The sequence below is a fragment of the Pseudomonas sp. B21-009 genome (assembly GCF_024749345.1).
Classification (GTDB): Bacteria; Pseudomonadota; Gammaproteobacteria; order Pseudomonadales; family Pseudomonadaceae; genus Aquipseudomonas.
Genome location: NZ_CP087199.1, coordinates 343,558 through 367,353 on the forward strand (window position 1 = coordinate 343,558; position 23,796 = coordinate 367,353).

Genomic DNA, 23,796 nt, shown 5'->3' on the forward strand with positions numbered 1-23,796 from the left:
GTCTCAGGCTGCCTGTTTGGCGGTGACGAAAGCCGCAAGGCTGGCCACGCTGGTGAAATGGTTACGGGTGTCCTTGGCGTCGGCGTCGATCTTGATGCCGTACTTCTTCTGGATCGCCAGGCCGAGTTCGAGGGCGTCCACCGAATCCAGGCCCAGGCCTTCGCCGAACAGGGTCTGCTCGTCGCCGATGTCCTGGGCGCTGATGTCTTCAAGGCCCAGGGCGTCGATGATCAACAGCTTGATGTCGTGGTTAAGGGTGTTCTGTGGATCGCTCATCTTCGGCGAGCTCCTTGGTGAAGTGCTGATGCAAATAGTCGTTGAGTTTGCGCGAGGCCTGCGGGGCGGGGCCTTGTGCGGCGAAGGCCTGCGGGTCGATGTCGGCACCGACCTGCAGGCTGAAATGCACCCGGCGCTGGGGTATGCGGTACCAGGGTTCGGCCTTGGTCAGGGTGCTGGGGGTGACCTTGATGGTTACCGGGGTAATGATCTGCGCACCGCGCAGGGCGATGGCCGCTGCGCCGCGATGGAAGGCCGGCGGTTGGCCCGGCTGGGTGCGCGTGCCTTCGGGGAAGATGATCAGGGTCTGGCCGCCTTGTAGGGCGCCGACGGCGCTGTCGAGCATGTCCATGCTGCCGTCGTTGCTGATGTATTCGGCCGAACGCACCGGGCCGCGGGTGCAGGGGTTGTGCCAGAGGCTCTGCTTGACCACGCAGTTGGCCTGGCGTACCAGGCCGATGAGGAACACCACGTCGATCAGCGACGGGTGGTTGGCAATGATCATCTGCCCCGGGCGGCCGAGTCTTTCCGCGCCCTTGACCTCATAGGTGAGCACGCCGCTGGCGGCCATGAAACGAATGAAACGCCAGAACAGCCAGCTGATGGTGTGCCGCGCGCGCTGGCGATGGCGTGCGCCGTCGCCGGGCAGGCAGGCCAGCAGCGGGAACACCAGCAGGCGCAGGCACAGGCCGCCGACACCGAACAGCAGGAAGCTGACGGCGGTGGCGAGCAGGCGCCAGTAATAGGCGTCGCGTGGTCTGCTTATGGCTTGCGTTGCCAGTTCCATGTGCGACTCTTCCAGGTGTGGGTACAGGTGCTTTCGCCCTTGAGCAGGCAACGCAACCAGCTCAGGGCATGGGGTTCGCTCGCAGCCGCGCCGGCGCTGTTATCGCCCAGGGTCAGTTGCCAGTCGTCGCCAGGCGTCAGCAGCAGGCCCAGGGCGTAGGCAAATGGCACGTCATCGATCCACGGGCCGTAGGCCGCGGGCGGCTGTTCTTCAGTGATTACCAGCAGCACTGCCGGGGCGCCTTCGCGCAGCAGGCAGGCGGCTTCCATCACGCCGTGTTCGAAACCGTCACCGGCAGCGGCCAGGGCGGTCATTTCGCTGGTTTCGCCACGCATGATCGACCACAGGCCGATCACCGCGTTGTGTACCGACAGGCTGAACTGGGTTGGCGACAGCGGCTGCTCGTTGGCCAGGTCGCTGAGTATCTCGAAGGTGCGTGGGGTTTCGCCATGCCGGGAGACGAACACCAGCGGCAAATCCTGCATTCCTTCGGCCAATGGCCAGCCCACGGCAAAGGCCATGCGCGCCAGTCGGCTCAGGCGCCGGCGCTGCATGGCCGGCAAAAACGACACATCCGGTGCCTGTTCAGCCACTGCCGGGCAGTGCTGTGCCTGGCTCCAGGCCTGCCAATCGGCAGCCGTCTGCAGGCCTGGCGCCCACGCGCGCCACTGGCTGATATTGAATGTGATCACTTAGCTGTACTTCCCGCCCTGAGGGACTTCCTTGCCGAGGGAGTGACTCGGAACAACGACCTGACAGGGGTGTGGCGCAATCGCCGAGTGGCGCGCATTATCCCGGTGGAGTTGGTGTGTAGCAAATATTGGTTGTACGGATTGTCGTCTGCAACAGACAGCGGTCCCGAAGATTCGTCGGACCGATCCGAGGTTTCCCGACCAATGGCGGTGTTGTTTATTCGGTCGGATCGCCGAAAACTTGAGCCATTGGCGGCTGGTCAAGCCGTCATTGGCCGCACATACTCGCTCATCCCCAGACACACGGAGGTCTTTCCATGCGGCGCGTGGTATTCAATCAGAAAGGTGGCGTTGGCAAGTCGAGCATTGCCTGCAACCTGGCAGCGGTGAGTGCCAATGAAGGCTATCGGACCCTGCTGATCGACCTGGATGCCCAGGCCAATTCGACCCAGTACCTCACCGGGCTGACCGGCGAGGACATTCCCATGGGCATTGCCGACTTCTTCAAGCAGACCCTGTCGTCCGGGCCGTTTGCCAAGAAGAACAAGGTCGATATCTACGAAACGCCCTTCGACAACCTGCATGTGGTGACCGCCACCGCCGAGCTTGCCGACCTGCAGCCCAAGCTTGAGGCCAAGCACAAGATCAACAAGCTGCGCAAACTGCTCGATGAGCTGGACGAGGACTATGACCGGATCTACCTGGACACTCCGCCAGCGCTGAATTTTTATGCGGTTTCGGCGCTGATAGCTGCCGATCGTGTGCTGATCCCCTTCGATTGCGACAGCTTCTCTCGCCAGGCCCTGTATGGCCTGCTGGCCGAGATCGAAGAACTAAAGGACGATCACAACGAAGAGCTGCAGGTCGAAGGCATCGTCGTCAACCAGTTCCAGGCCCGCGCCAGCCTGCCCCAGCAGATGCTCGACGAGTTGATCGCCGAGGGCCTGCCGGTGCTGCCGGTGTACCTCAACAGCTCGGTGAAGATGCGCGAATCACACCAGGCCAGCCTGCCGCTGATTCACCTGGAGCCTCGGCATAAACTGACCCAGCAGTTTGTCGAGCTGCACGCTCTGCTCGAAGAAAACGCCTAGACGCCCTGGCTGCGCAGCCACTCCAGCAGTTGCTGGAGTGGGAATGCACCGCTCTGGCGCGCCACTTCCCGGCCGTTTTTGAACAGGATCAGGCTGGGGATCGAGCGAATCGCCAATTGCCCGGCCAGTTGCTGGTTGGCCTCGCTGTCCAGTTTGGCCAGGCGGCAGCGCCCGCTCAGCTGAGCGGCGGCCTGGGCAAAGATCGGCGCAAACGACTTGCACGGCCCGCACCAGTCGGCCCAGACATCGATCAGCAACGGCAGGTCGCCCTTGATCTGGCTGGCGTAATCGCCCTGTTGCAGATCGAACGGCGTGCTCAGCAGCACCGGTTTCTTGCAGCGGCCGCATTTAGGGCTGTCGCCGAGGCGCTCGCCGGGGATGCGGTTGAGGCCGTTGCAGTGGGGGCAGGGGATAAGTAATGGGTCAGTCATGACAGCTCCGGGAATTGCGACCGGTTTACGGTCGTCCGCGGTTCAAGCCCGCGCCTTTATGTTCAATGGTTTAGCATGTGCGCCTTGTACACCGGCCATGGAGTGCCCGATGGATTGCCAGCATTCAGCGCATATCCGCATTTTTGTCGATTTCCGATCCAATGGCGAACCAGCTTTCGAGAGCGTGCCGGTCCGTCAGATCGATGCCAATACCTTTGAGCTGCTGTCGTCACCAGGGTTGGCACTCGACCTGGCTCGTGGCGATACCATCCGCATCAACCACCCGAACCAGCGTGCCGAAGTGCTGCAGCGCGGTGGCAACTTCTGCATTCATATTTATGCCGACGACCTGCCCCAGGAGGCTGTCGACACGCTGCAAGGCGAAGTGCAGACGCTGCTCGGTGGTACTCTGGATGGTCGCTACAAGGGCAACCTGACTCTTGCCATCCCCTCGTGTAACGGTTTTGCAGCCATCCGTGAAGTGTTCGACCGCTTTCGCCAATGCACCGGTGTCGAGTGGTACTACGCCAATATCTATCGCAACCTGGACGATGATGAGGATGAAACCCTGCTCAACTGGTGGCTCGACAGCTGAGGCGTAAGCCTCACGACGAGCAACTGATCTCCAGGTGCTTGCCCCATTCCGGCGGCCGCTGGGCGTAGGCCTGCATGCCCGGCTGCTCGTCGAACGGTTTGCTCAGCACTTGGTGCAGGCGGCGTACTTCCTCGTAGTCACCCCCCTCGGCCGCCTCGATGGCGCGCTGGGCCAGGTAGTTGCGCAGGATGTACAGCGGGTTGACCGCATGCATGCGCTCGCGCCGGCCCTCGGCGTTGCCGGGTTCGCGCTGCAGGCGCGCCAGGTAATCGGCTGACCACAGGTCAAAACCGGCCAGATCGATGAAGTCGTCGCGCACCACCTGCAGGGTCTGCTCGGCAGGCTGGTCGCCGAGATGGCGGAAGAACAGGGTGTAGTCCACCGCGCCGGGCTGCATCAGTTGCAGCAGGCGCTCGATCAGCAGCTTGTCGTCGTCTTCTGCCTGGGTCAGGCCCAGGCGCCGGCGCATCAGGTCCAGGTAATGGGCCTCGTACAACGGCAGGAACAGCCCGAGGGTTTCCTTAAGCGCTTCGACGCTGATAAACGGCGTCAGGGCCTGGGCCAGGGCGCTGAGGTTCCAGTGGGCGATGGGTACCTGGTTGCTGTAGCTGTAGCGGCCCTGGTCATCGGAGTGGTTGCAGATGAAATTGGCGTCGAAGTCGTCGAGGAAGGCGTAGGGGCCGAAGTCGAAGGTGATGCCCAGGATCGACATGTTGTCGGTGTTCATCACGCCGTGGCAAAAACCATAGGCCTGCCAGCGGGCAATCAGCTCGGCATTGCGCTCGACGATGGTGCGGAACATCGCCAGGTACGGCTCGGGTTCGTCCTTGCACTCGGCAAAGTGGCTGTTGAGCACGTGCTCGGCGAGGATGCGCTGCTGCTCGGGCTGGCGGGTGTAGTAGAAGTACTCGAAATGCCCGAAGCGGATATGGCTCGGCGCCAGGCGCAGCAGCATGGCGGCGCGCTCCTGGGTTTCGCGCCATACCGGCGTGCTCGAGCCGATCACGCACAGCGCGCGGCTGCTGGCGATGCCCAGGGCCGGCAGGGCCTCGCTGGCAAGGAACTCGCGGATCGACGAGCGCAGCACGGCGCGGCCATCGCCCATGCGCGAGTAAGGTGTCTGCCCGGCGCCCTTGAGGTGCAGGTCCCAGGACTGGCCGGCGTCGTTGCGCACCTCGCCCAGCAACAGCCCGCGGCCATCGCCCAGGCGCGGGTTGTAGGAGCCGAACTGGTGCCCGGAATAGACCATCGCCCGCGGTTCGGCCTCGGCCCACAGCTTGTGGCCGCTGAACAGTTCGGCAAATATCGGCGAATGGGCCTCGGTGGGCTCAAGGTCGAGCAGCGCCATGGCTGCCTCGCTGGCGACCACCAGGCGCGGTTCGGCAATCGGCTCGGGCAGCACCGAAGTAGAGAAGGCATCGCCCAGGCGGGCGAAACGGTTATCGAAAGTCAGTTCGTCGAGGGCTTTCAACGGCCATCTCCTAGAGAAAACCTGAGCATTCTGCAAGGGTATGGCCGCTGGCGTCCAGTCAGGCCGGTTTGCCGCTGGCCTCGTCGCCGGGCTTCTCGCCATTGCTGGCGTTCGGCAGCACGGTCTTGTCGAGGTTTTCCACCGGGACCATTTTGTATTCCTGGCCCTGCATGTTCTTCAGGTAGATCTCCATCTGCCGGAAGGAGATGTTGATGTGCTGTTTCTTGAACTCTTTGTTGATGTAGCGGTTGATCTCGTCGAGCACCGGGTTGCGGTCGCCCAGGTCGCGCACGTGCATGCGCAGTTCGTGGTCCAGGGTGCTCTCGCCGAAGTTGAGGAAGTAGACGATCGGCGCCGGCTCCTTGAGTACCCGCGGGTTGTCGTTGGCGGCCTTGAGCAGCAGGGTGCGCACCAGGTCCAGATCCGAGCCGTAGTCGACGCCGAGCTTGAGGGTTACCCGGGTGATGGTGTCGGTCAGCGACCAGTTGATCAGTTGCCCGGTGATGAAGGTCTTGTTCGGGACGATGATGTCCTTGCGGTCGAAGTCGGTGATGGTGGTGGCGCGGATGCGGATCTTGCTCACCGTGCCGGAGAGGTTGCCGATGGTGATGGTGTCGCCGATGCGCACCGGGCGCTCGAACAGGATCATGATCCCGGAGATGAAGTTGGCGAAGATCTCCTGCATGCCGAAGCCCAGGCCCACCGACAGTGCCGCCACCAGCCATTGCAGTTTGTCCCAGCTGACGCCCAGGGCTGACAGGGTGGAAACAAAGCCGACCCCGGCAATCACGTAGGACAGCAACGTGGTGGTGGCGTAGGCACTGCCCTGGGCCAGGTTCAGGCGTGACAGCACCAGTACTTCGAGCAGGCCCGGCAGGTTGCCAGCCAGGGCAATGGTGATGCCGATGATCACCAGTGCACCCAGCAGGTCGCGCAGGCTGATCGGCACCATGCTCATGGATGCGCCGGTGCCGCTGGTGTACTCGTACAGGGTGATGTTGTCGAGGTAGGCAAACACGCTGATCAGGTCCGACCAGACCCAGTAGAGGGCGGCGATGAAGCCGCCGAGCAGGGCCAGGCGAATCAGGCGCAGCGACTGCTGGTTGACCTGTTCGATGTCCAGGGTCGGCTCTTCGACCAGCACTTCGCCATCCAGGCCTTCCTTGGCCGCCTGGCGCTTGCTCAGCGCCCGCTGGTAGGCCAGGCGCCGGGCAGCCACGGCCAGGCCGCGGACGAAGGCGGCTTCGATCACCAGCCAGAACATCAGCAGGTACAGGGTATCGATCAGGCGGTCGGTGAGCTTGAGCGCGGTGTAGTAATAGCCAAAGCACACGGCGATGAACAGCGCCACCGGCAACGCGGTAAAGGCCACGCCCACGGCCTTGCGAAACAGCGAGGTGTTGCGGTGGGTGGGGCTGCTCAGCAGCAGGCGGCTGAGCAGCCAGGCCATCAGCGCATAGCAGGTCAGCACCACGCCGATGCCGAGCACGTCTTCAGCCAGCGCCGAGGGTTGATGTTCGGCCACCGCCACCACCCCGACCAGGGCCAGGACCACGGTGCCGAGGCGGCGGATCCAGCCACGGAGGAATTCGACCTGGGGCTTTTCCCAGCGAAAGTGCAGCTCGGCCACGCCGCCCGGGGCGAGTATCCGGTAGGCGGTGTAGAACACCAGCCAGGCCTGGGCCACCTGGAACAGCGCCGAGGCGAGGTTGGCGTTCTGCCCGCGGGCGTCGACCTGCAGGGCATAGCCGCACAGGGCCAGGCCCAGGCTCAGGGGCATGGCCAGGAGGATGTTGATCAGGATCGCCTGGGGCGTGTGCCACTGGCTGTCACGCTTGAAGTGACCGACATCCTGGTGAACCTTGGTCAGGCGCGCATACAGGTATTTGCGCCGCCACAGCAGGGCACCAATCAGCAACAGCAAGGGCAGGAACAGCAACGGGCGCTGGGCCAGGCCGTCGGTCAGCTCGCGCAGGCCTGAACCCCAGGGCAGGCTGACCACCTGTTTTTGCAGGCGCTCGGGCACGCTGCGCAGCCATTCCAGGTCCAGCGGCTTGTTGCTGGGGATCCAGAACATCTGCTCATCAAGGGTTGCACGCAGGTTTTGTGCGGTGCTGAACAGTTGTTTCTGGTTCAACTGCAAGGTGATCGATTCGTTGAGCAGCGCGCTCAGTTCACGGTTCAGGCGTTCGAGCAGGTCGCTGCGAGTGATCGCCACTTCCAGCAAGGCCTTGCGCAGTTGCGGGGTGACGGTCTCGGGCGGTTGCGCGGTGAGCAGCTTGTCGACATAGCTGCTCGGGCTGCTGATCTGCTCGCGCTGCTGGTTGATCTCGAACTGATACAGGCGGATGTCGGCGATCTGGTCGGCCAGGTCGCGGTCGAGCTTCAGGTGCGGCAGCGCCTGCTTCTGCTTGTAGAGGATCTTCGACAGCAGCAGGCTGCCCTTGAGCACGCTGATCTGCTCGTCGAGGGCCTGGTCGCTCTGGGTCAGGCTGTCCAGCTGCTGCTTGGTCTTGAGGTTCTGCTGGGTCAGGTCGTTGAGGCTGTCGGTGCTGCGCAGCAGGTAGTCGGAGAGCTTGAGGTTGGCGGCGCTTTCGGTGGCCAGCAGGGTGCTGCCGCCGGCTTTCTGGGCTTCGATCGACTGTTCGGTGACGGTTTGCTGGGACTGGGCCAGGCGCTTCTGGTTGATCAGCGTCTGCAGGTCCTGGATCTCCTGTTCCAGGCGCGCGGCGCGCTCGATCAACAGGTCATGCTGACTGTTGCCCAGGTCTTGCAGCAGGCTGTTGCCGGCCAGTTCCTGGCGGCGCAGCAGGGTCAGGGCGTTGAGCGCGGCGAGTTCGGCGTTGAGCTGGTTGCGCTGGTCGGCGCTGAGCGGCTTGCCGCCGTCCTTGCCGATCTTCAGGCTGGTGTTGATCTGCTGGGTGCGGGTCTGGTTGGCGCTGATTTCTGCCTGGGCCCGTTCGGGGCGGGTCTGCGCGGTGATGGTCAGGCTGTTGGCCTCGGACAGCGCTTTTTGCAGCTCGCCCTGCTCGGTGGTGCGCTCGGCCAGCAATTGCTCCAGTTGCGGCACGCTGGAGGCAGCGTAGCGCTGGGTGACCGGGATCACCTTGCTGTCCTTGAGCTTGGCCAGCTCGCGCTGGTTTTCGCTGGTCTGGCGCGGCGCGTCGTTGAGCTGGTGCTTGAGCGCGGCGAGCTTCTTCTCGCTGTCCTCTTTGTTGCCGAGGAAGGCCAGGGTCTTTTCGAGCACCTGCTGCAGGGCTTTCTGTTCAGCCTCGGGCAGCTTGCGTTCGGCGATCTTGTCCAGGCTTTTCTGGATCGCTGCCGTGGTCGGCGGTTCCGCCGCCCACACCGGGGAGAAGGACAGGCACAGCCCGATCAGGGCTGCGCTTAAAAACGTGCGCAGGGACATAGGCAGAAAATTCGTACAGGCAGAGGCGAAGAACGGAGTTTAAAGGAACAACCCTGGGCCGGGTCGAGTACCTTCGGGGAATTTGACGCCCACTTTGAGGATCTTGTTCCCTTCCATCACTGCAACCGTCCACAAGGTGCTGTTCCATTCGATCTGGTCGCCGACCACCGGCGCGCCGCCAACCTTCTGCGCGATGAAGCGGCTGAGTGGCGTGTGCGGGTCCTGACCGTCGAGCTGCAAACCGTACAACGCCGCTACAGCCCCCAGTTCTGCGTCCCCTTCGAGCACGAAGTCACCAAAGAAGCGCAGGTCCAGGCCTCGCTGCGGTGCCTGGCTGAACAGCTTGCCGAGGGCCGGCAGGTTGTGTTCGTGGCCGATCACGCAGAGCAGGTCGTCGACTTCCAGGGTGGTACTTCCCGACGGATGGAGCAGTTGCTGGCCGCGAAACAGTGCGGCGATGCGGGTGCCTTCGGGCATTTTCAGCTCGCGCAGGGCGGCGCCGATGCACCATTTTTCGGCGCCCAGGCGATAGACGAACAGCTCCCACTCGCTGGTGATGTGCACTTCCAGGGCCGAGCGGGAGATCGGCGCCGGGTCTGGCGGTACTGTCACTTTCAGCAGCTTGGCCACCCACGGCAGGCTGGTGCCCTGCACCAGCAGCGAGACCAACACGATGAAGAACGCCAGGTTGAAGAACAGCTGCGCATCGGGCAGCCCGGCCATCAGCGGGAACACCGCGAGAATGATCGGTACCGCGCCGCGCAGGCCGACCCAGGAAATAAAGGCTTTTTCGCGGCCATGGAAAGCCTTGAACGGCAGCAGGGCGGCGATTACCGACAGTGGCCGGGCGAAGATGATCATCCACAGCGCCAGGCCCAGTGCCGGCAGGGCGATGGGCAGCAGGTCGTGCGGTGTGACCAGCAGGCCGAGGACCAGGAACATGCCGATCTGCGCGAGCCAGGCCATGCCGTCGAGCATGTGCAAGATGCCATGGCGGCTACGGATCGGCCGGTTGCCGAGCACCAGGCCGCACAGGTACACGGCGAGGAAGCCGCTGCCGTGCAGGGCGTTGGTCAGCGAGAACACCACCAGGCCGCCGGCCACTACCAGGATCGGATAGAGGCCGCCGGCGAGGTTGATGCGGTTGACCAGTTGCAGCAGCAGCCAGCCGCCACCCAGGCCCAGCAGGCCGCCGATGCCGAACTCGCGCAGCAGGTGGGTGAGCAGGCTCCAGTGCAGGCCGGTCTGGCCACTGGCGATCATCTCGATCAGGGTCACGGTGAGGAACACCGCCATCGGGTCGTTGCTGCCCGATTCAATCTCCAGGGTTGCCGTCACCCGCTCGTTCAGGCCTTTGCCGCCGAGCAGCGAGAATACCGCTGCGGCGTCGGTGGAGCCGACGATAGCGCCGATCAGCAAGCCCTGGATCAGGCTCAGGTCGAACAGCCAGGCGGCGACCATGCCGGTCAGGCCGGTGGTGATCAGCACGCCGACGGTGGCCAGTGACAGCGCCGGCCACAGGGCCACGCGGAAACTCGCCACCCGCGTGCGCAAGCCGCCGTCGAGGAGGATCACCGCCAGCGCCAGGTTGCCCACCAGGTAGGCGGTCGGGTAATTGTTGAAGATGATGCCGCCACCGTCGACCCCGGCAATCATGCCGACCGCAAGGATGATGACCAGGATCGGGATGCCCAGGCGCGATGACAGTGAGCTGACCAGAATACTTGCACCTACCAGCAATGCGCCGATCAAGAACAGGCTATTGATGGTGGACGCATCCAAAGGCAGTACTCCGGGGAAAAGCAGGAAGGAGGGGCGGTTTGCTTTGAATATCAAGCAGGTCGCGTGCCAAGGATTCTAACCTGAGGGGTTGGCGGGCTGTAAAGGGTTAATCGCGGGGACAAAAAAAGCACTCCTTGGAGTGCCTTATTGTGTTGCTACTTGCGGGCCTCATCGCGGGTCAAGCCCGCTCCCACACGGATTGCTCATCACCTGTGGGAGCGGGCTTGCCCCGCGAAAAAGGCTTAGGCCTGCTTGACCTCACGCATCGCCTTGCCTTTGACCGGCGCGCCGTTGGCGACGTAGTACTTGGCGGTGCTGCGTGGCAGCGGCTGGCGGTTGCGGATCTTGTCGGCGATTTTCTCGGCGATCATGATCGTGGTGGCATTGAGGTTGCCAGTGATGATGATCGGCATGATCGAGGCATCGACCACCCGCAGGCCCTGCATGCCATGCACGCGGCCCTGGCCGTCGACCACGGCCATGTCGTCGTCGCCCATCTTGCACGAGCAGGACGGGTGGAACGCGGTTTCGGCGTGCTCGCGGATGAACTTGTCCAGTTCTTCGTCAGTCTGCACGTCGGCGCCCGGGCTGATTTCGCGGCCACGGTAGGCGTCCAGTGCAGGCTGGGCCATGATTTCGCGGGTCAGGCGGATGCCGTCACGGAATTCCTGCCAGTCCTGCTCGGTGGCCATGTAGTTGAAGAGGATGCTCGGGTGCTGGCGCGGGTCTTTCGACTTCAGCTGGATACGGCCGCGGCTAGGCGAGCGCATCGACCCCATGTGGGCCTGGAAGCCGTGTTCCTGTACGCCATTGCTGCCGTTGTAGTTGATCGCTACTGGCAGGAAGTGGTACTGGATGTTCGGCCATTCGAACTCTTCGCGCGTACGGATGAAACCGCCCGCTTCGAACTGGTTGCTGGCGCCGATACCGGTGCCCTTGAACAGCCACTCGGCACCGATGGCCGGCTGGTTGTACCAGAGCAGCGACGGGTACAGCGATACCGGCTGAGTGCAGGCGTACTGCAGGTACAGCTCAAGGTGGTCCTGCAGGTTTTCGCCCACGCCCGGCAGGTCGTGAACCACAGGCACGTTGAGGCTTTCGAGCAGAGCGCGCGGGCCAACGCCGGAGCGCTGCAGCAGTTGCGGCGAAGCGATGGCGCCGGAGCAGACGATCACTTCCTTGCGTGCACGGGCTTCGACGCGCTCTTCGCTGGCGCCGACCAGGTAGCTCACGCCAACAGCGCGCTTGCCGTCGAACAGCACGCGATCGCTCAGGGCGTGGGTGACGATGGTCAGGGTCGAACGCTTTTTGGCAGTGTCCAGGTAGCCGCGGGCGGTGCTGGAGCGACGGCCTTTAGGCGTGACGGTACGGTCCATTGGGCCGAAACCTTCCTGCTGGTAGCCGTTGAGGTCTTCGGTGCGCGGGTAACCGGCTTGTACGCCGGCTTCGACCATGGCGTGGAACAGCGGGTTGTTGCCGGCTTTAGGCGTGGTGACGCTGACCGGGCCTTCGCCACCGTGATAATCGTTGGCGCCGATGTCGCGGGTTTCCGCCTTGCGGAAATACGGCAGGCAGTCCAGGTAGCTCCAGTCTTCCAGGCCTGGCAATTTTGCCCAGCCGTCGAAGTCCATGGCGTTGCCGCGGATGTAGCACATGCCGTTGATCAGCGACGAGCCACCCAGGCCCTTGCCGCGACCGCATTCCATCCGGCGGCCGTCCATGTGCGGCTCCGGGTCGGTCTCGTAGGCCCAATTGTAGCGACGGCCTTGCAGCGGGAAAGCCAGCGCGGCTGGCATCTGGGTGCGAAAGTCCATGCGGTAGTCTGGGCCACCGGCCTCGAGCAGCAGGACGGTAACGCCTTCGTCTTCGGTCAGGCGGGTCGCCAGGGTGTTACCGGCAGAGCCGGCACCGACGATGATGTAGTCATATTCCATGGCTTTCTCCGAAAGCAGCTGCAAGCCTCAAGCTACAAGCCGCAAGAAAAAGCGGTCGTGCAAGGCTCGCGATTTAGTGGGCGCTGCAAGTGCCGGTTGGCATAACGCGCACCGGCTTTTACTTGCAGCTTGCAGCTCGAAGCTTGAGGCTTCAGAGCATCTGGCTACGTGTCACCTCAGAAAACCGAGTTGTACGCACCCAGTTCCACCTGCACCGATTTAATACGAGTGTACTGAGCCAGCGAGCTCACGCCGTTTTCGCGGCCAACACCGGATTGCTTGTAACCGCCAACCGGCATTTCGGCTGGCGACTCGCCCCAGGCGTTGATCCAGCAGATACCGGCTTCCAGCTGGTGGATGATGCGGTGGGCGCGGCTGATGTCGTTGGTGCAGACGCCCGCGGCCAGGCCGTATTCGGTGTCGTTGGCACGGCGGATGACTTCTTCTTCGGTCTCGTAGGAGAGGATGCTCATTACTGGGCCGAAGATTTCTTCCTTGACGATGGTCATGTCGTCGCGGCAGTCGGTGAACACGGTCGGTGCCACGAATGCGCCCTTGGCGAATTCGCCTTCGGTCAGACGCTGGCCGCCGCACAGAACGCGTGCGCCTTCTTCCTTGCCCTTGGCGATGTAGCCCAGCACGCTTTCCATGTGGGCGAAGCTGACCAGCGGGCCGAAGTTGGTGTTTTCGTCTTCAGGGTTGCCAACGCGGATGCGTGCAACGCGCTCGGCGATCTTGGCTTCGAAAGCCGCTTTCATCGAGGCCGGGACGAACACGCGGGTGCCGTTGGTGCAGACCTGGCCCGAGCTGTAGAAGTTGGCCATCATGGCGATGTCAGCGGCGCGATCCAGATCGGCGTCGTCGCAGATGATCAGTGGCGACTTGCCGCCCAGTTCCATGGTGACTTCCTTGAGCGTCGAGCTCGAGGCGCTGGCCATGACCTTCTTGCCGGTGGTGGTGCCGCCGGTGAAGGAGATTTTCTCGATGCGCGGGTGCTCGGTCAGCCAGGTGCCGACTTCGCGGCCGCTGCCGGTCAGGACGTTGAACACGCCGTCCGGCAGGCCGGCTTCGGTGTAGATCTCGGCCAGTTTCAGGGTGGTCAGCGAGGTGACTTCGCTCGGCTTGAAGATCATCGCGTTACCGGCCGCCAGGGCTGGTGCGGATTTCCACAGGGCGATCTGGATCGGGTAGTTCCAGGCGCCGATACCGACGGTCACGCCCAGCGGCTCGCGGCGGGTGTAGACGAACGAGCTGTCGCGCAGCGGGATCTGCTCGCCTTCGATGGCCGGTACCAGGCCTGCGTAGTATTCCAGCACGTCGGCGCCGGTGACGATGTCGACGTAGCGGGTTTCGGAGTACGACTTGCCGGTGTCCAGGGTTTCCAGGGCGGCCAGTTCATCGTTGCGCTCGCGCAGGATGTCGACGGCGCGGCGCAGGATGCGCGAACGCTGCATGGCGGTCATCGCTGCCCAGACTTTCTGGCCACGTTCGGCGCTTTCTACCGCGCGCTCGACATCGGCTTCGGTAGCGCGTTGCACCTGGGCGAGGACTTCGCCGTTGGCCGGGTTGATGGCGTCGAAGGTAGCGTCGCTGGAAGCGTCGACATAACCACCATCAATGTAGAGTTTTTGCAGTTCGAAACGGGCCATAGTGTCCTCGCAAGTGCATATGTGTGTTTGGCTATCCGTGCAGCGCTCCTGCTTGTTTGGCAATCGCGACGCGCGGTGGTTCAGAGGCCTGGTTTTGCGTGTCCGGGCTCGTCTGTTTCGCCAGTTGTAAATCCATGTATTCGTAAGCGATTTGTTTCGCCTGGTCGGTGTCGAAAGCGTCTCCGGACAGCGCACCGCGCAGCCACAGACCGTCGATCAAGGCTGCCAGCCCGCGGGCCGCGCTGCGTGCTTCTGGCAACGGCAGGGCGCGGCGGAACTGGCAGCACAGGTTGGAATACAAGCGGTGATCGTTGATCCGCTGCAACCTGTGCAAAGACGGCTGGTGCATGCTGGAAGCCCAGAAGGCCAACCAGGTTTTCATTGCCGGGCCGTTGACCTGGCTGGCGTCGAAGTTGCCTTCGATGATCACCTGCAGGTGGGCGCGCGGGCTGTTGTCCTTGAGCGCCTGCCGGTTGGCGACGACGTTCTCGTTCAGCACGCTCATCAAGTACCGCATGGTCGCTGCGATCAGGCCGTTCTTGTCCTGAAAGTAGTGACTGATGATGCCATTCGACACACCGGCCAAACGGGCGATCAGCGCAATGCTGGCGTCACCCATGCCGACCTGGTCGATGGCCAGCAACGTGGCTTCGATCAACTGCTGACGGCGGATGGGTTGCATACCGACCTTGGGCATCTTGCAAATCTCCTCAGGCCTGCGAGCAGTCGACGAGCGGCTGCCTCGGCGAAGGCCAGTCTATTTTGTTTTGATTGAACGTTCAATCAACAAAGAATAAGCTCTGCGACAATCTGTGCAATTGACAGGTTTTTCCTACCTGCGGTTTGCACAAATTGGCACCCCAAAAAGACGTGGAACCCCCGGAATACAAGGTGTTGACGGGTGTAAACGGCGCGTTGAACAGATCTGCCGAGCGGTATAGCACCGCGCGGCCAACCCTCGGGACGGGGTTTTCGGCCTGTTTTTTTCAACGCAATCGATTCGGGATCACGGTTTTTTCAAGGTGCTTTTATAACACCTGCAGCTGTGGGGCTATTGCACCATTTGCTCGGGTAACGATTGTTTCGTGTTTCTCTCGCACTGCCCGGAGCATATGTGCAATGAGTTCTGCCTCCCTAATCAAGACCCCTGCCGAGAGGGTCCGGGTCAACAGCGTGGTGTTCTTCACCTCGACGTTGCTGATCCTGTTGTTGACTGCCTTGCTGATCGCAGTTCCCGAAACCGCCGGCCGCGTGCTGAACGAGGCTCAGGCCTGGTTGTCGCGCAGCTTCGGCTGGTACTACATGCTGGTGATTGGCGGCTACCTGCTGTTCGTCATCGTTCTGGCCTTCTCCAATTTCGGCAAGCTCAAGCTTGGCGGCAAGGATGACAAGCCGGACTTCAGCTACGGCGCCTGGGCCGGGATGCTGTTCTCCTCCGGTATCGGTATCTCGCTGCTGTACTTCGGCGCGTCCGAACCGCTGGATCACTACTTCAACCCGCCTGAAGGCGCACCGGCCAGCCTGCAGTCGGCCCGTGAAGGCCTGCAGTTGACCTTCCTGCACTGGGGCCTGCATGGCTGGGCGATCTACGCCCTGGTCGGCCTGTCCGTTGCCTACTTCGCTTACCGCCACAACCAGCCGCTGGCCCTGCGCTCGGCGCTGTACCCGCTGGTCGGCGAGCGTTGGGTCAAGGGCGCCGCAGGCCACACTGTCGATATCTTCGGCATGTTCGTGACCCTGCTGGGCCTGGTGACCAACCTGGGCATCGGTTCGATGCAGGTGTCCTCGGGTCTTGAGTACCTGTTCGGCATGCAGCACAGCGACACCAACCTGCTGATCGTGATCCTGGTGATGAGCACCGTGGCGACCATCGCCGCCGTGTCGGGCGTGGAGAACGGCATCCGCCGCCTGTCCAACCTCAACATCATCTTGTTCAGCGGCCTGCTGCTGTTCGTGCTGCTCAACGGCCCGACCCTGCACCTGCTCAACAGCTTCGTGCAGAACATCGGCGACTACCTCAACGGCGTGGTGCTCAAGACCTTCGACCTGTACGTCTATGAAGGCGACAGTGACAAGTCCGAGCGCTGGCTGGGGCTGTGGACCGTGTTCTATTGGGCCTGGTGGATTTCCTGGGGCCCGTTCGTCGGTATGTTCATTGCCCGCATTTCGCGCGGTCGTACCGTGCGCGAGCTGGTCGCCGGCGTACTGCTGATCCCGCTGGGCTTCACCCTGGCCTGGCTGTCGATCTTCGGCAACTCGGCGCTGGACCTGGTCATGAACCAGGGCGCGGTGGAGCTTGGGCGAACAGCGCTGGAGCAGCCGGCGATGTCGATCTACCAGCTGCTCGAGCACTATCCGTTCGCCAAGATCGTGGTCGGTGTCGCGATTTTCGTTGGCTTCGTACTGTTCCTGACCCCGGCCGACTCCGGCGCGGTGATGATGGCCAACCTTTCCTGCAAAGGCGGCCATGTCGACGAAGATGCACCGAACTGGCTGCGTATCCTCTGGTCGGCAATCATTACCGTGGTCACCATCGGTTTGCTCCTGGCCGGTAACTTCCAGGCCATGCAGACCATGGTGGTACTGGCGGGGCTGCCGTTCTCGGTGGTGCTGGTGCTGTTCATGTTCGGCCTGTACAAGGCCATGAAGCAGGACAGCCAGGTCGAGCAGGAGCAGGCCGAACTGGCTGCCCGTGGTCGTCGCGGTTTCAGCGAACGCCTGAGCCAGCTGGACCTGCAGCCAACCCAGGCCATCGTTCAGCGCTTCATGGACAAGCGCGTCAGCCCGGCGCTCAAGGAAGCGGCTGCGCAGTTGCAGACCCTGGGCTTCCAGGTGCAGACCCGGGTCGGCCAGTCGCGTTCGGCCATGGGCCTGCGCATCGACATGGAAGAAGGCAATCCGTTCGTTTATGAAGTGAGCCTGGACGGTTACCTGGCCGCGCCGAGCGAGGCACCGGTGGAAGGCGAGACGGAAGTGCGCCAGCGCTTCTACCGCGCCGAGGTGTACCTGCACAATGGCAGCCAGGAGTACGACCTGATGGGCTTCACCCCGGAGCAGATCACCCGTGATGTGCTCGATCAGTTCGAAAGCCACCGCCAGTTGCTGGGGCGGGTGTATAGCTGACAACGGCTGATGCACCGCAAGGGCTCTGTTCGCAGGAACAGGGCCCTTTTTTGTGGGCGTTGATCAGTCGACGGAAAGGTTTCTCAAGGCTTAGTACGAAAAGTGCCTGCGCGACGATCATGCTTTCGCCTTGCCTGATCGCCGCTCGGCGACTTATCGTACAAACCCTAACTACAGTGCATTACCCTTGGGTTTGTAGCGGTAGATGGGCACATCGATGACGAACTGATAATCCCATAAGGATAGTTTTGTATCATCGTCTTCAGGAGTAGCGATTTTTTTGTCTACTGGTAGAAATGCGAGAGATGGTTGTTGTTCAACAGTGAAGCCTGGGAGCAGGTTTAATCCTTCCAGTACCGTGTCCGGCCGCTCTCCCTGATCGCAGCGGAACAGGCGTTCAACTGCCAAGCCATAATGTTGTCCGGTGAATGCTGGCGCACAACCGGAACCGAAGGACAAGCCAGTTATCAAGCCGGCGTTAATTTCGCTGGGTCGGCTGAGGTCAGGACTGCCAGAGGCACCGTCATACATACTCACGCATTGCTCGCACAGGGTAGTGCGCCATAACATAGGCAGCAGAACAAAATCGTCGCTTTTTTGCAGGGTGCAACTGCTCAAGCGCAGACCAAATCCGCGGGCGTTTGGTTCTCCGCTCACCAAGCTTGGCTTGTCAACAGCAATGTTACCAGTGGATATCCGGTCTACACCGTTCCAGTGAGCGTTCTGCTTGCCGGTGATGTCGAGGGGGGCAGGGCTAGTGTAAATGGCCAGGGCCTGCCCATAGCTATTAGCGCTTGCTGGCAGAATGAAACACGCCAGTACGGCGCCCAGGTAGTGACGGGAAAACGTGCGCATGGTGAACCTCCTTGTATATGCCTGCGCAAGTGTTCACAGGGCGCGCTGGTGGCGCGGGGTATATAGATAGTGAGCGCCATGCTGGACAGGCGCACCAGGCCCCGGCACTCTTGGCGTTGCCAAGGAGCCCGGTGCCATCATGTTCAAGCGTCTTGTCCTGTTGTTGTGCAGTTGCCTGTCGTTCAGCCATCTCGCCCGCGCCAGCGAGCCTGTGGTGCTGCTCACCGAAAACTTCCCGCCCTACAACATGGCCATCAACGGCAAGAGCTTCGCCCGTGACGATGGCATCAACGGCATTGCCGCGGACCTGGTGCGCGAGATGTTCAAGCGCGCCGAGGTGCCCTATAGCATGACCCTGCGCTTCCCCTGGCAGCGCATCTACGAGCAGGCCCTGCAAACGCCCGGCTACGGCGTGTTCGTCATGGCCCGCCAGCCCGAGCGGGAAAAGCTGTTCAAGTGGGTCGGGCCGTTGGGGCCGGATGACTGGATTTTGCTGGCCCCCGAAGGCAGTCCGATTGCCGTCAGCAACCTCCAGGAGGCCAAGCGCTACCGCATCGGGGCCTACAAGGGTGATGCGATCGCCGAGTACCTGGCCGCGCAAGGCCTTAACCCGGTACTGGTGCTGCGCGACCGTGACAACGCGAAAAAACTGCTGAACGGCGAAATCGACCTGTGGGCCAGTGGCGATCCGGCTGGTCGCTACCTGGCGCGTCAGGTAGGTGTGAGCAAGCTCAAGACGGTGCTGCGTTTTCACGGTGCCGAGCTGTACCTGGCGCTCAACCGCGAAGTGCCGGACGAGGTGGTGAACAAGCTGCAGCAGGCCCTTGAGCAGATGCGCCGCGACGGCTTTGTCGAGCAGGTGTTCGCACGTTACCTGTAAAAGTCCTGAGCAATAGTTAACGCAGGCAATGCGCTAGGTGTCGTTATCGTCACGGGTCCCTTACCCAGAGACAACGACAATGACCATCGCATTGGACTCCTTTGAGCAAACCGTCGGTCTGGCGTTTGCTTCCCGGCCAACGCTGCGCGCTGTAGTGCATCAGCAACTGGTGCAGCGGCTGGCCAGGCAATACCCCGAAATCGACAAAAACTACCCGCAGCTGCGCGAGTCACAAGAGATTTATCTCTGTAGGCGAGAGCCAGAAGCTCCCGGCACCTGGACGATAAAGGCCCTGGCCGAAGTCTTTCTCGAAAAGCTCATCTCGCAAACAACATTCGATTTCACCGGGGTTGCACTGATCAATTGTTTTCTGAGCTTTACTCCCACGCCACGACCCATTTATGACCGAGATCCGGCCACTGGCTTGGTAAAGCTTCATGATCTGACCTTGGTCACGGATGCGCTCAACGAGCTGCTGGCCAATATCGAGCCGTTTCTTCAACGGGCCCAGGTAGATTTCTGGCAGACGCGAAGCCGTTCGGGTAGTACGCCTCTGCAGGAGGTGGGTCACATGCTCAAGGCCGCCTTGGCCAGCGGGGTTGAAGCACAAGGCCTGGATGAAGAGCAACGCGACTGCATCTATACGCTGTTGGCGGCGAGTAACAGCACCGCGTGGCATAACCCCAGCGGGGTGCCTGAGGTATTTTTGCTTGATGTCTCGGTGGCTAGTGGCGAGGCCCGTTACCAGTTGTTGCAGCCGGACCTGTTAGTGACACTGACATTGGCAAATCGCACCATCGTCCTGTTGTGCAAGCCCAGTGGGCGTATCGATGCCTTTGATTCGCTGGACAGCATGGCCCAGAGCCTGAGTGATGGGCTGGCCCTTCAGTATCGGCTTGATTCATTCGGTTGGGATCGATACCCCATCACAACCGACATGTTCGCGATGCAGGGGGCAGTGCTCCTGAACCTGCTGCTTGAAGGTCTGGAGCCTGTGAGCGGGCGGCATTTCAGCACCGTAGTCGAGCTGGAGCAGGGGTACGCTGCCTTGACCGATCCAGCGTCTTTCTTTAGCGCACATCCTTACCGGCTTTTGCAGTTACGGCAGGGCGAATCCGAACTGCCGCAATGGTTGCGTCAAGCTTCCCTGGCTGATCGACTGGAGTACCGTGCGCGGGTGCTGGATCTGCTGGTCGCGCAAGCCAGCTCCAACGGCAAATCCTCCCTTGATGGCATCCTTGATCTACGCGCCTTTACGCGCAAGTCCCTGCTTGAACTGATGCGCGCTGACCATCTGACTGAGGCCAATTATGATGCCGACGACCTGGTGCTGGAGTTCTGGTTGGCGCGTGGGGTTGCGGGTACATCGTCAGGGAGCGTTGAGATCAAGCGGTTGTCCCTGACTGAATTTGCCATTGGCAATCTGGGCTCGGCCAAGGGCGCCAGGTTGGAAAAAATCACGCATAAAACCGACCAGCAGCTGTGGTCCTGGCTGACAACCGATTACCTCAAAGCATTGGTGCAGCGTGCAGATATCGGTCGCACCTACCCCCAGTACCTGAGCAAAAAACTTCAGGATACGGACCAGAACGTTGAGCGGATAAGCCTGTTTGCCATGGAGCAGGCAAGCCAGTTGCCGCTCCTTGCGCTCAAGGCCAAAATCGATGGGGCGCTGTCTGAAACCGGTTACCAGCGTGTTGTCGCGTTCTTTCGAGCGGACAGCGGTGAGGGTCAAAGCCTGTTGGCGCCTTTGGCGTTCAAGCGTGAGGAGGCTGCCAGCGAAGCCGATCGAGTGACCAACACTTTTGTGTTTATCTCGGCGCACGCTGCGGGAAAAGTCGTGCTCTACCGGCCAATGAGCGCTGAAAAACCTTTCCAGGAGTTTGCCAACCAGCAGGCGTTGCTTGAACAGATCCTGGCAGACGAGGGTCTGCAGCAAGGCATTTTGGCCTGGATGAGCAGCGACGCTCAGCGGGTATATGCCAATGGCGGTTTCCAGGAGCCGCATCTGCGTCGGCCTGTTCTCGATACTCAACTGGAGCTGGAGCCCGTTCAGCCGGCACAGCTGGAGTTGCAGGGCTGGCAACCGGGAGCGGACACCAACTTGTACATGGCCAATACGCAGATGTTGGTGGAGCTGGCCGAGCGCGAGACGATCTCCAATGCCGAAGACCGCTGGGCGATGCTGCTCGAGGGTACAGGCTTGTTGTTCAACCTGCTGTTCAGCGTGGCGACGCCGTTTTTACGGGGTCCAGTGGCTGTGGTTGCCTGGCTCGTTCAGGGCGCGCTGACGGTGCATGCTGATGCAGGTGCATTGAAAAATGGCAATGAGTTCGAAAAATCAACGGCAGTGGTCGATCTGCTGCTCAACCTGGTCATGGTGTTGTTTCACGCCAGCCTGCCGAAGGTCGAGCCGCCAGTTGCCGCAGACAAGCGTGAGATCGCGGTCTTTGGTCCGGGTCGCCGGGTCATTCCCTCCCTCCCCCGGGTCAATGCTGTCCAGGGCAAAACCTTTCCGCGCGCTGCTCTGCGGGGGAAAGCGGACCTGGAGCTGGACTTTTCCTGGTATGGGCCACGGGGGCTCAAGTCGAGCTCGATGGATTATCCTCGACCGCTCTCCAGTTACCGCTCAGCGACTTCACTGGAGAATCATTCGCCGTTGAGCCAAGGGCCGTACCGGGGGCTTTACCTGCTTGGGGAACGATACTACGCGTCGATTGAAGGTCATGTTTATGCCGTCAGGGCGGACGCCCAAGGGGAGCAGGTGGTCGACGAGCAAGGCCAGACTGGCCCCTGGCTGACCCTGGACAACAATTCATGGCAGTTTGACCTGAGGCTGCGGCTCAGAGGAGGGGGGCCCAAGCGGCGAGTGGCTGGACAACAGGACGTCAACCAGGAAGCGCTCCGCAAGCTGCAGTCCGAAATCGGTGAACTGGACTTGAAGAACAATGCGCTGGCTGCCCAACTGACACCGCAGTGGGCATCGATGGCGGAGCATTCGAGTGCGTTGCAGAAGTTGCTGAACCTGCGCGATAGCTTGCAGGCGCGTATTGATCAAGGCGATGGCGCTGTAGGCCTGGGCGCATTGGTCGACAGTACAAGTATGAAGATTGCTGATAAGAAGAGCCTGCTGGACACGACACGCAGGGCGCTGATCGACACGTTGGAACAGTCAATCAATATTGACCTGAAAGTGGAGGTCAGCATGAAAGAGCTGCTGACTCCGAAGTTCGCCAAATTCATGCCCGAAGCCACGGCATTGCCGATGAAACAGCGGCGGGGTACGGTACGTAGGCAGATCCTCAGGAACTATGTGTTACTCCATGATGAACTGCTACTGCTGGCCAGGTTCGATGAGGTAACTGCACTTCGCAACCAGGTTGTAACCTTGCCGGCTACCCCGGAACAGACTGCGGCGTACAACACCTACCGAGCAAGGCACATGGCGGTGGTGCCATTGCAGTTGCGTCTACTCGAGGTCATGGAAAAACTCGACGTGCTGCTGATTGATACATTGACCGACGGCACTATTACCTATGACGGCAAGCAGGAGCAGGTTCACAGTATTGTTGGCCAGCGCGCAGTGACAACCCTGCAACTGAGAATCGGCCAGATCGCAGATCTTGCCGAACTCTCGCTTGAACGACTATCGGGCGCCGATGAGCAGACACTTGTTTCCACCAATGATTACCTGATTGGCAAGTCCGTCAGCGGTGCTGGCAGTACCCTGGATGAATTGATCAGCGGCAACTTTACCTCAGAAGAAACCATCAGCGGTCTGCAAAGCGTGCAGCGTGAGTATGCCAATGCCTTGACCATGGTCGACTATCTGGAACGCTTTGGTGGTGTGGCGGTAAACAAGCAGGCACTCAATTATTACAAGGAGCAGGTGCGGCTGGTTAAAGCGACGGCGGAGCTTGAGCTGGAGGCGGCCGTTCGCGAGCAGCAATGGAAGACCCCGCTACCGTTCAAGCGTTTGCCGTACAAGCCACGGACCGGCATGCGTCGAGTGGTTCATTTGCGAGGAGGCAAAACACTGGTCGGCGAAGAGACGCAACTGCTCGGCGAGCCAGTGGTCGAGCAGCGTGACCCCGTGAGCAAAAAGGTGCTTGGCACCTACCACCAGCAGGGTGACGTCTGGGTCGAAGTGGTGGAGGCTACGCTCCCGGTTGAGTCCGCGCCCGTGACCGCCAGTGAGCGGGCGCAGGCACGTACTCAGGCATCGCGCCTGAACAACGAGGTTGCCGGTGTAATCGCCCTGGCAAAGCGCTACATCGCCTCGAACGAACCACACAGCTTGTCTTTTGTCATCGAACGTCATGTCGAGAAACTGCAGCGCGTAGCCAAAATGCTTGAAGGCACAGACGCCGCAGCCAATGACAGTGCATTGCGAGCAACTGTGGAGCAGAGCATCAGCCACTTGAATGAGCGCAAGCGCACTCTGCTGAAGACGCTGCATCTGGCCAGCAGTCGACCGACGGGTGAAAGTCTTGCCTACCTTCACGCTGAAGGGCAGATCACCATCGCCAGGACCGTTGAACGCAAAAGGCTGGCAGCTGACGATTACCTGGATGTCTATGAGGTGCGCAAGGCGCAAGGGCCTGTGCGGGACAGCGGTTTATGGGAAGTGCATCTGCACTACAGCTCCCAGGCCGCCAACCGGCGTCAGTTCAGCAAAGGCCATCTGAAACTCTGGGCCGAGCGCACGTGGGGACGCGAGACACAGTTGCAGGCGGCGAAGACTAACCAGCAGTTCCTGGAGATCTATCGGGCAGACCTGAAGGCCAGTCAGCTCGAACGAATCCTTCCCTGGGATTGACG

General features: G+C 61.5%; 16 protein-coding genes. 5 read left to right on the top strand and 11 right to left on the bottom strand.

Annotated elements, in window-relative coordinates; translation table 11 throughout:
• Window positions 1–3 precede the first annotated feature (3 nt).
• The 3 genes from LOY34_RS01540 to LOY34_RS01550 are packed head-to-tail and all read right to left on the bottom strand — an operon-like array spanning window position 4 to window position 1,755.
• Entirely contained in the window at window positions 4–276 is a 273-nt protein-coding gene (locus LOY34_RS01540; protein WP_010222262.1) for a phosphopantetheine-binding protein, read from the bottom strand.
• A complete protein-coding gene (locus tag LOY34_RS01545; protein WP_195885483.1) occupies window positions 251–1,063 on the bottom strand; it encodes a 1-acyl-sn-glycerol-3-phosphate acyltransferase in 813 nt (270 codons plus the stop codon). Before LOY34_RS01545 ends, LOY34_RS01540 begins: the two co-directional genes overlap by 26 nt.
• On the bottom strand, window positions 1,039–1,755 hold the full coding sequence (locus LOY34_RS01550; RefSeq protein WP_195885484.1) for a beta-ketoacyl synthase chain length factor: 717 nt from the start codon (window positions 1,753–1,755) through the stop codon (window positions 1,039–1,041). The genes LOY34_RS01545 and LOY34_RS01550 overlap by 25 nt, the downstream gene beginning before the upstream one ends.
• 317 nt (window positions 1,756–2,072) lie before the next feature.
• On the opposite strand from LOY34_RS01550, the gene LOY34_RS01555 reads away from it, so the two are divergent.
• Window positions 2,073–2,846, top strand: a complete 774-nt coding sequence (locus tag LOY34_RS01555; protein WP_038997609.1) for a ParA family protein — start codon at window positions 2,073–2,075, stop codon at window positions 2,844–2,846.
• Here the strand turns inward: LOY34_RS01555 and trxC are convergent.
• Window positions 2,843–3,277 carry a thioredoxin TrxC gene (trxC, locus tag LOY34_RS01560; protein ID WP_045193923.1) on the bottom strand — a complete coding sequence of 145 codons (435 nt, stop codon included), beginning with the start codon at window positions 3,275–3,277 and terminating at the stop codon, window positions 2,843–2,845. The two genes, LOY34_RS01555 and trxC, sit on opposite strands and share 4 nt — an antisense overlap.
• A 109-nt stretch (window positions 3,278–3,386) precedes the next feature.
• On the opposite strand from trxC, the gene LOY34_RS01565 reads away from it, so the two are divergent.
• On the top strand, window positions 3,387–3,872 hold the full coding sequence (locus LOY34_RS01565; protein WP_045193922.1) for a DUF4265 domain-containing protein: 486 nt from the start codon (window positions 3,387–3,389) through the stop codon (window positions 3,870–3,872).
• A gap of 10 nt (window positions 3,873–3,882) precedes the next feature.
• Here LOY34_RS01565 and selO read toward each other — a convergent pair whose 3' ends face one another.
• The 6 genes from selO to betI all read right to left on the bottom strand — a co-directional run bounded on the left by selO (window position 3,883) and on the right by betI (window position 14,814).
• Entirely contained in the window at window positions 3,883–5,343 is a 1,461-nt protein-coding gene (gene selO / locus LOY34_RS01570; RefSeq protein ID WP_195885485.1) for a protein adenylyltransferase SelO, read from the bottom strand.
• A 58-nt stretch (window positions 5,344–5,401) separates the two neighbouring features.
• Window positions 5,402–8,752: a mechanosensitive channel MscK gene (mscK, locus tag LOY34_RS01575; protein ID WP_195885486.1), complete on the bottom strand. Its 3,351-nt coding sequence runs from the start codon at window positions 8,750–8,752 to the stop codon at window positions 5,402–5,404.
• Window positions 8,753–8,791: 39 nt separating this feature from the next.
• Window positions 8,792–10,534: a potassium/proton antiporter gene (locus LOY34_RS01580; protein ID WP_045193919.1), complete on the bottom strand. Its 1,743-nt coding sequence runs from the start codon at window positions 10,532–10,534 to the stop codon at window positions 8,792–8,794.
• 242 nt (window positions 10,535–10,776) lie between these two features.
• Window positions 10,777–12,468, bottom strand: coding sequence for a choline dehydrogenase (gene betA, locus LOY34_RS01585; RefSeq protein ID WP_093377077.1), 1,692 nt, complete (start codon window positions 12,466–12,468; stop codon window positions 10,777–10,779).
• 176 nt (window positions 12,469–12,644) lie between these two features.
• On the bottom strand, window positions 12,645–14,117 hold the full coding sequence (betB, locus tag LOY34_RS01590) for a betaine-aldehyde dehydrogenase (RefSeq protein ID WP_045193917.1): 1,473 nt from the start codon (window positions 14,115–14,117) through the stop codon (window positions 12,645–12,647).
• A gap of 31 nt (window positions 14,118–14,148) precedes the next feature.
• Window positions 14,149–14,814 carry a transcriptional regulator BetI gene (betI, locus tag LOY34_RS01595; protein ID WP_093377074.1) on the bottom strand — a complete coding sequence of 222 codons (666 nt, stop codon included), beginning with the start codon at window positions 14,812–14,814 and terminating at the stop codon, window positions 14,149–14,151.
• A gap of 422 nt (window positions 14,815–15,236) precedes the next feature.
• Here betI and betT point away from each other — a divergent pair, with 422 nt between their 5' ends.
• Window positions 15,237–17,240, top strand: a complete 2,004-nt coding sequence (gene betT / locus LOY34_RS01600; protein WP_045193915.1) for a choline BCCT transporter BetT — start codon at window positions 15,237–15,239, stop codon at window positions 17,238–17,240.
• A 171-nt stretch (window positions 17,241–17,411) separates the two neighbouring features.
• Here the strand turns inward: betT and LOY34_RS01605 are convergent, their stop codons facing one another.
• Window positions 17,412–18,095: a hypothetical protein gene (locus LOY34_RS01605; protein WP_195885487.1), complete on the bottom strand. Its 684-nt coding sequence runs from the start codon at window positions 18,093–18,095 to the stop codon at window positions 17,412–17,414.
• Window positions 18,096–18,234: 139 nt separating this feature from the next.
• Between LOY34_RS01605 and LOY34_RS01610 the strand changes: the two genes are divergently transcribed.
• Together LOY34_RS01610 and LOY34_RS01615 are read left to right on the top strand one after the other, a co-directional pair.
• Window positions 18,235–18,975: an ABC transporter substrate-binding protein gene (locus LOY34_RS01610; RefSeq protein ID WP_195885488.1), complete on the top strand. Its 741-nt coding sequence runs from the start codon at window positions 18,235–18,237 to the stop codon at window positions 18,973–18,975.
• A 79-nt stretch (window positions 18,976–19,054) separates the two neighbouring features.
• Window positions 19,055–23,794 carry a dermonecrotic toxin domain-containing protein gene (locus tag LOY34_RS01615; RefSeq protein WP_258664211.1) on the top strand — a complete coding sequence of 1,580 codons (4,740 nt, stop codon included), beginning with the start codon at window positions 19,055–19,057 and terminating at the stop codon, window positions 23,792–23,794.
• Window positions 23,795–23,796: the final 2 nt, after the last annotated feature.

Excerpts from the sequence above, each read along its gene's own strand:
- LOY34_RS01540 (WP_010222262.1), bottom strand. The coding sequence starts at position 276 with ATGAGCGATCCACAGAACACCCTTAACCACGACATCAAGCTGTTGATC.
- LOY34_RS01545 (WP_195885483.1), bottom strand. The coding sequence starts at position 1,063 with ATGGAACTGGCAACGCAAGCCATAAGCAGACCACGCGACGCCTATTAC.
- LOY34_RS01555 (WP_038997609.1), top strand. The coding sequence starts at position 2,073 with ATGCGGCGCGTGGTATTCAATCAGAAAGGTGGCGTTGGCAAGTCGAGC.
- trxC (WP_045193923.1), bottom strand. The coding sequence starts at position 3,277 with ATGACTGACCCATTACTTATCCCCTGCCCCCACTGCAACGGCCTCAAC.
- LOY34_RS01565 (WP_045193922.1), top strand. The coding sequence starts at position 3,387 with ATGGATTGCCAGCATTCAGCGCATATCCGCATTTTTGTCGATTTCCGA.
- mscK (WP_195885486.1), bottom strand. The coding sequence starts at position 8,752 with ATGTCCCTGCGCACGTTTTTAAGCGCAGCCCTGATCGGGCTGTGCCTG.
- betA (WP_093377077.1), bottom strand. The coding sequence starts at position 12,468 with ATGGAATATGACTACATCATCGTCGGTGCCGGCTCTGCCGGTAACACC.
- betB (WP_045193917.1), bottom strand. The coding sequence starts at position 14,117 with ATGGCCCGTTTCGAACTGCAAAAACTCTACATTGATGGTGGTTATGTC.
- betI (WP_093377074.1), bottom strand. The coding sequence starts at position 14,814 with ATGCCCAAGGTCGGTATGCAACCCATCCGCCGTCAGCAGTTGATCGAA.
- betT (WP_045193915.1), top strand. The coding sequence starts at position 15,237 with ATGAGTTCTGCCTCCCTAATCAAGACCCCTGCCGAGAGGGTCCGGGTC.
- LOY34_RS01605 (WP_195885487.1), bottom strand. The coding sequence starts at position 18,095 with ATGCGCACGTTTTCCCGTCACTACCTGGGCGCCGTACTGGCGTGTTTC.
- LOY34_RS01610 (WP_195885488.1), top strand. The coding sequence starts at position 18,235 with ATGTTCAAGCGTCTTGTCCTGTTGTTGTGCAGTTGCCTGTCGTTCAGC.
- LOY34_RS01615 (WP_258664211.1), top strand. The coding sequence starts at position 19,055 with ATGACCATCGCATTGGACTCCTTTGAGCAAACCGTCGGTCTGGCGTTT.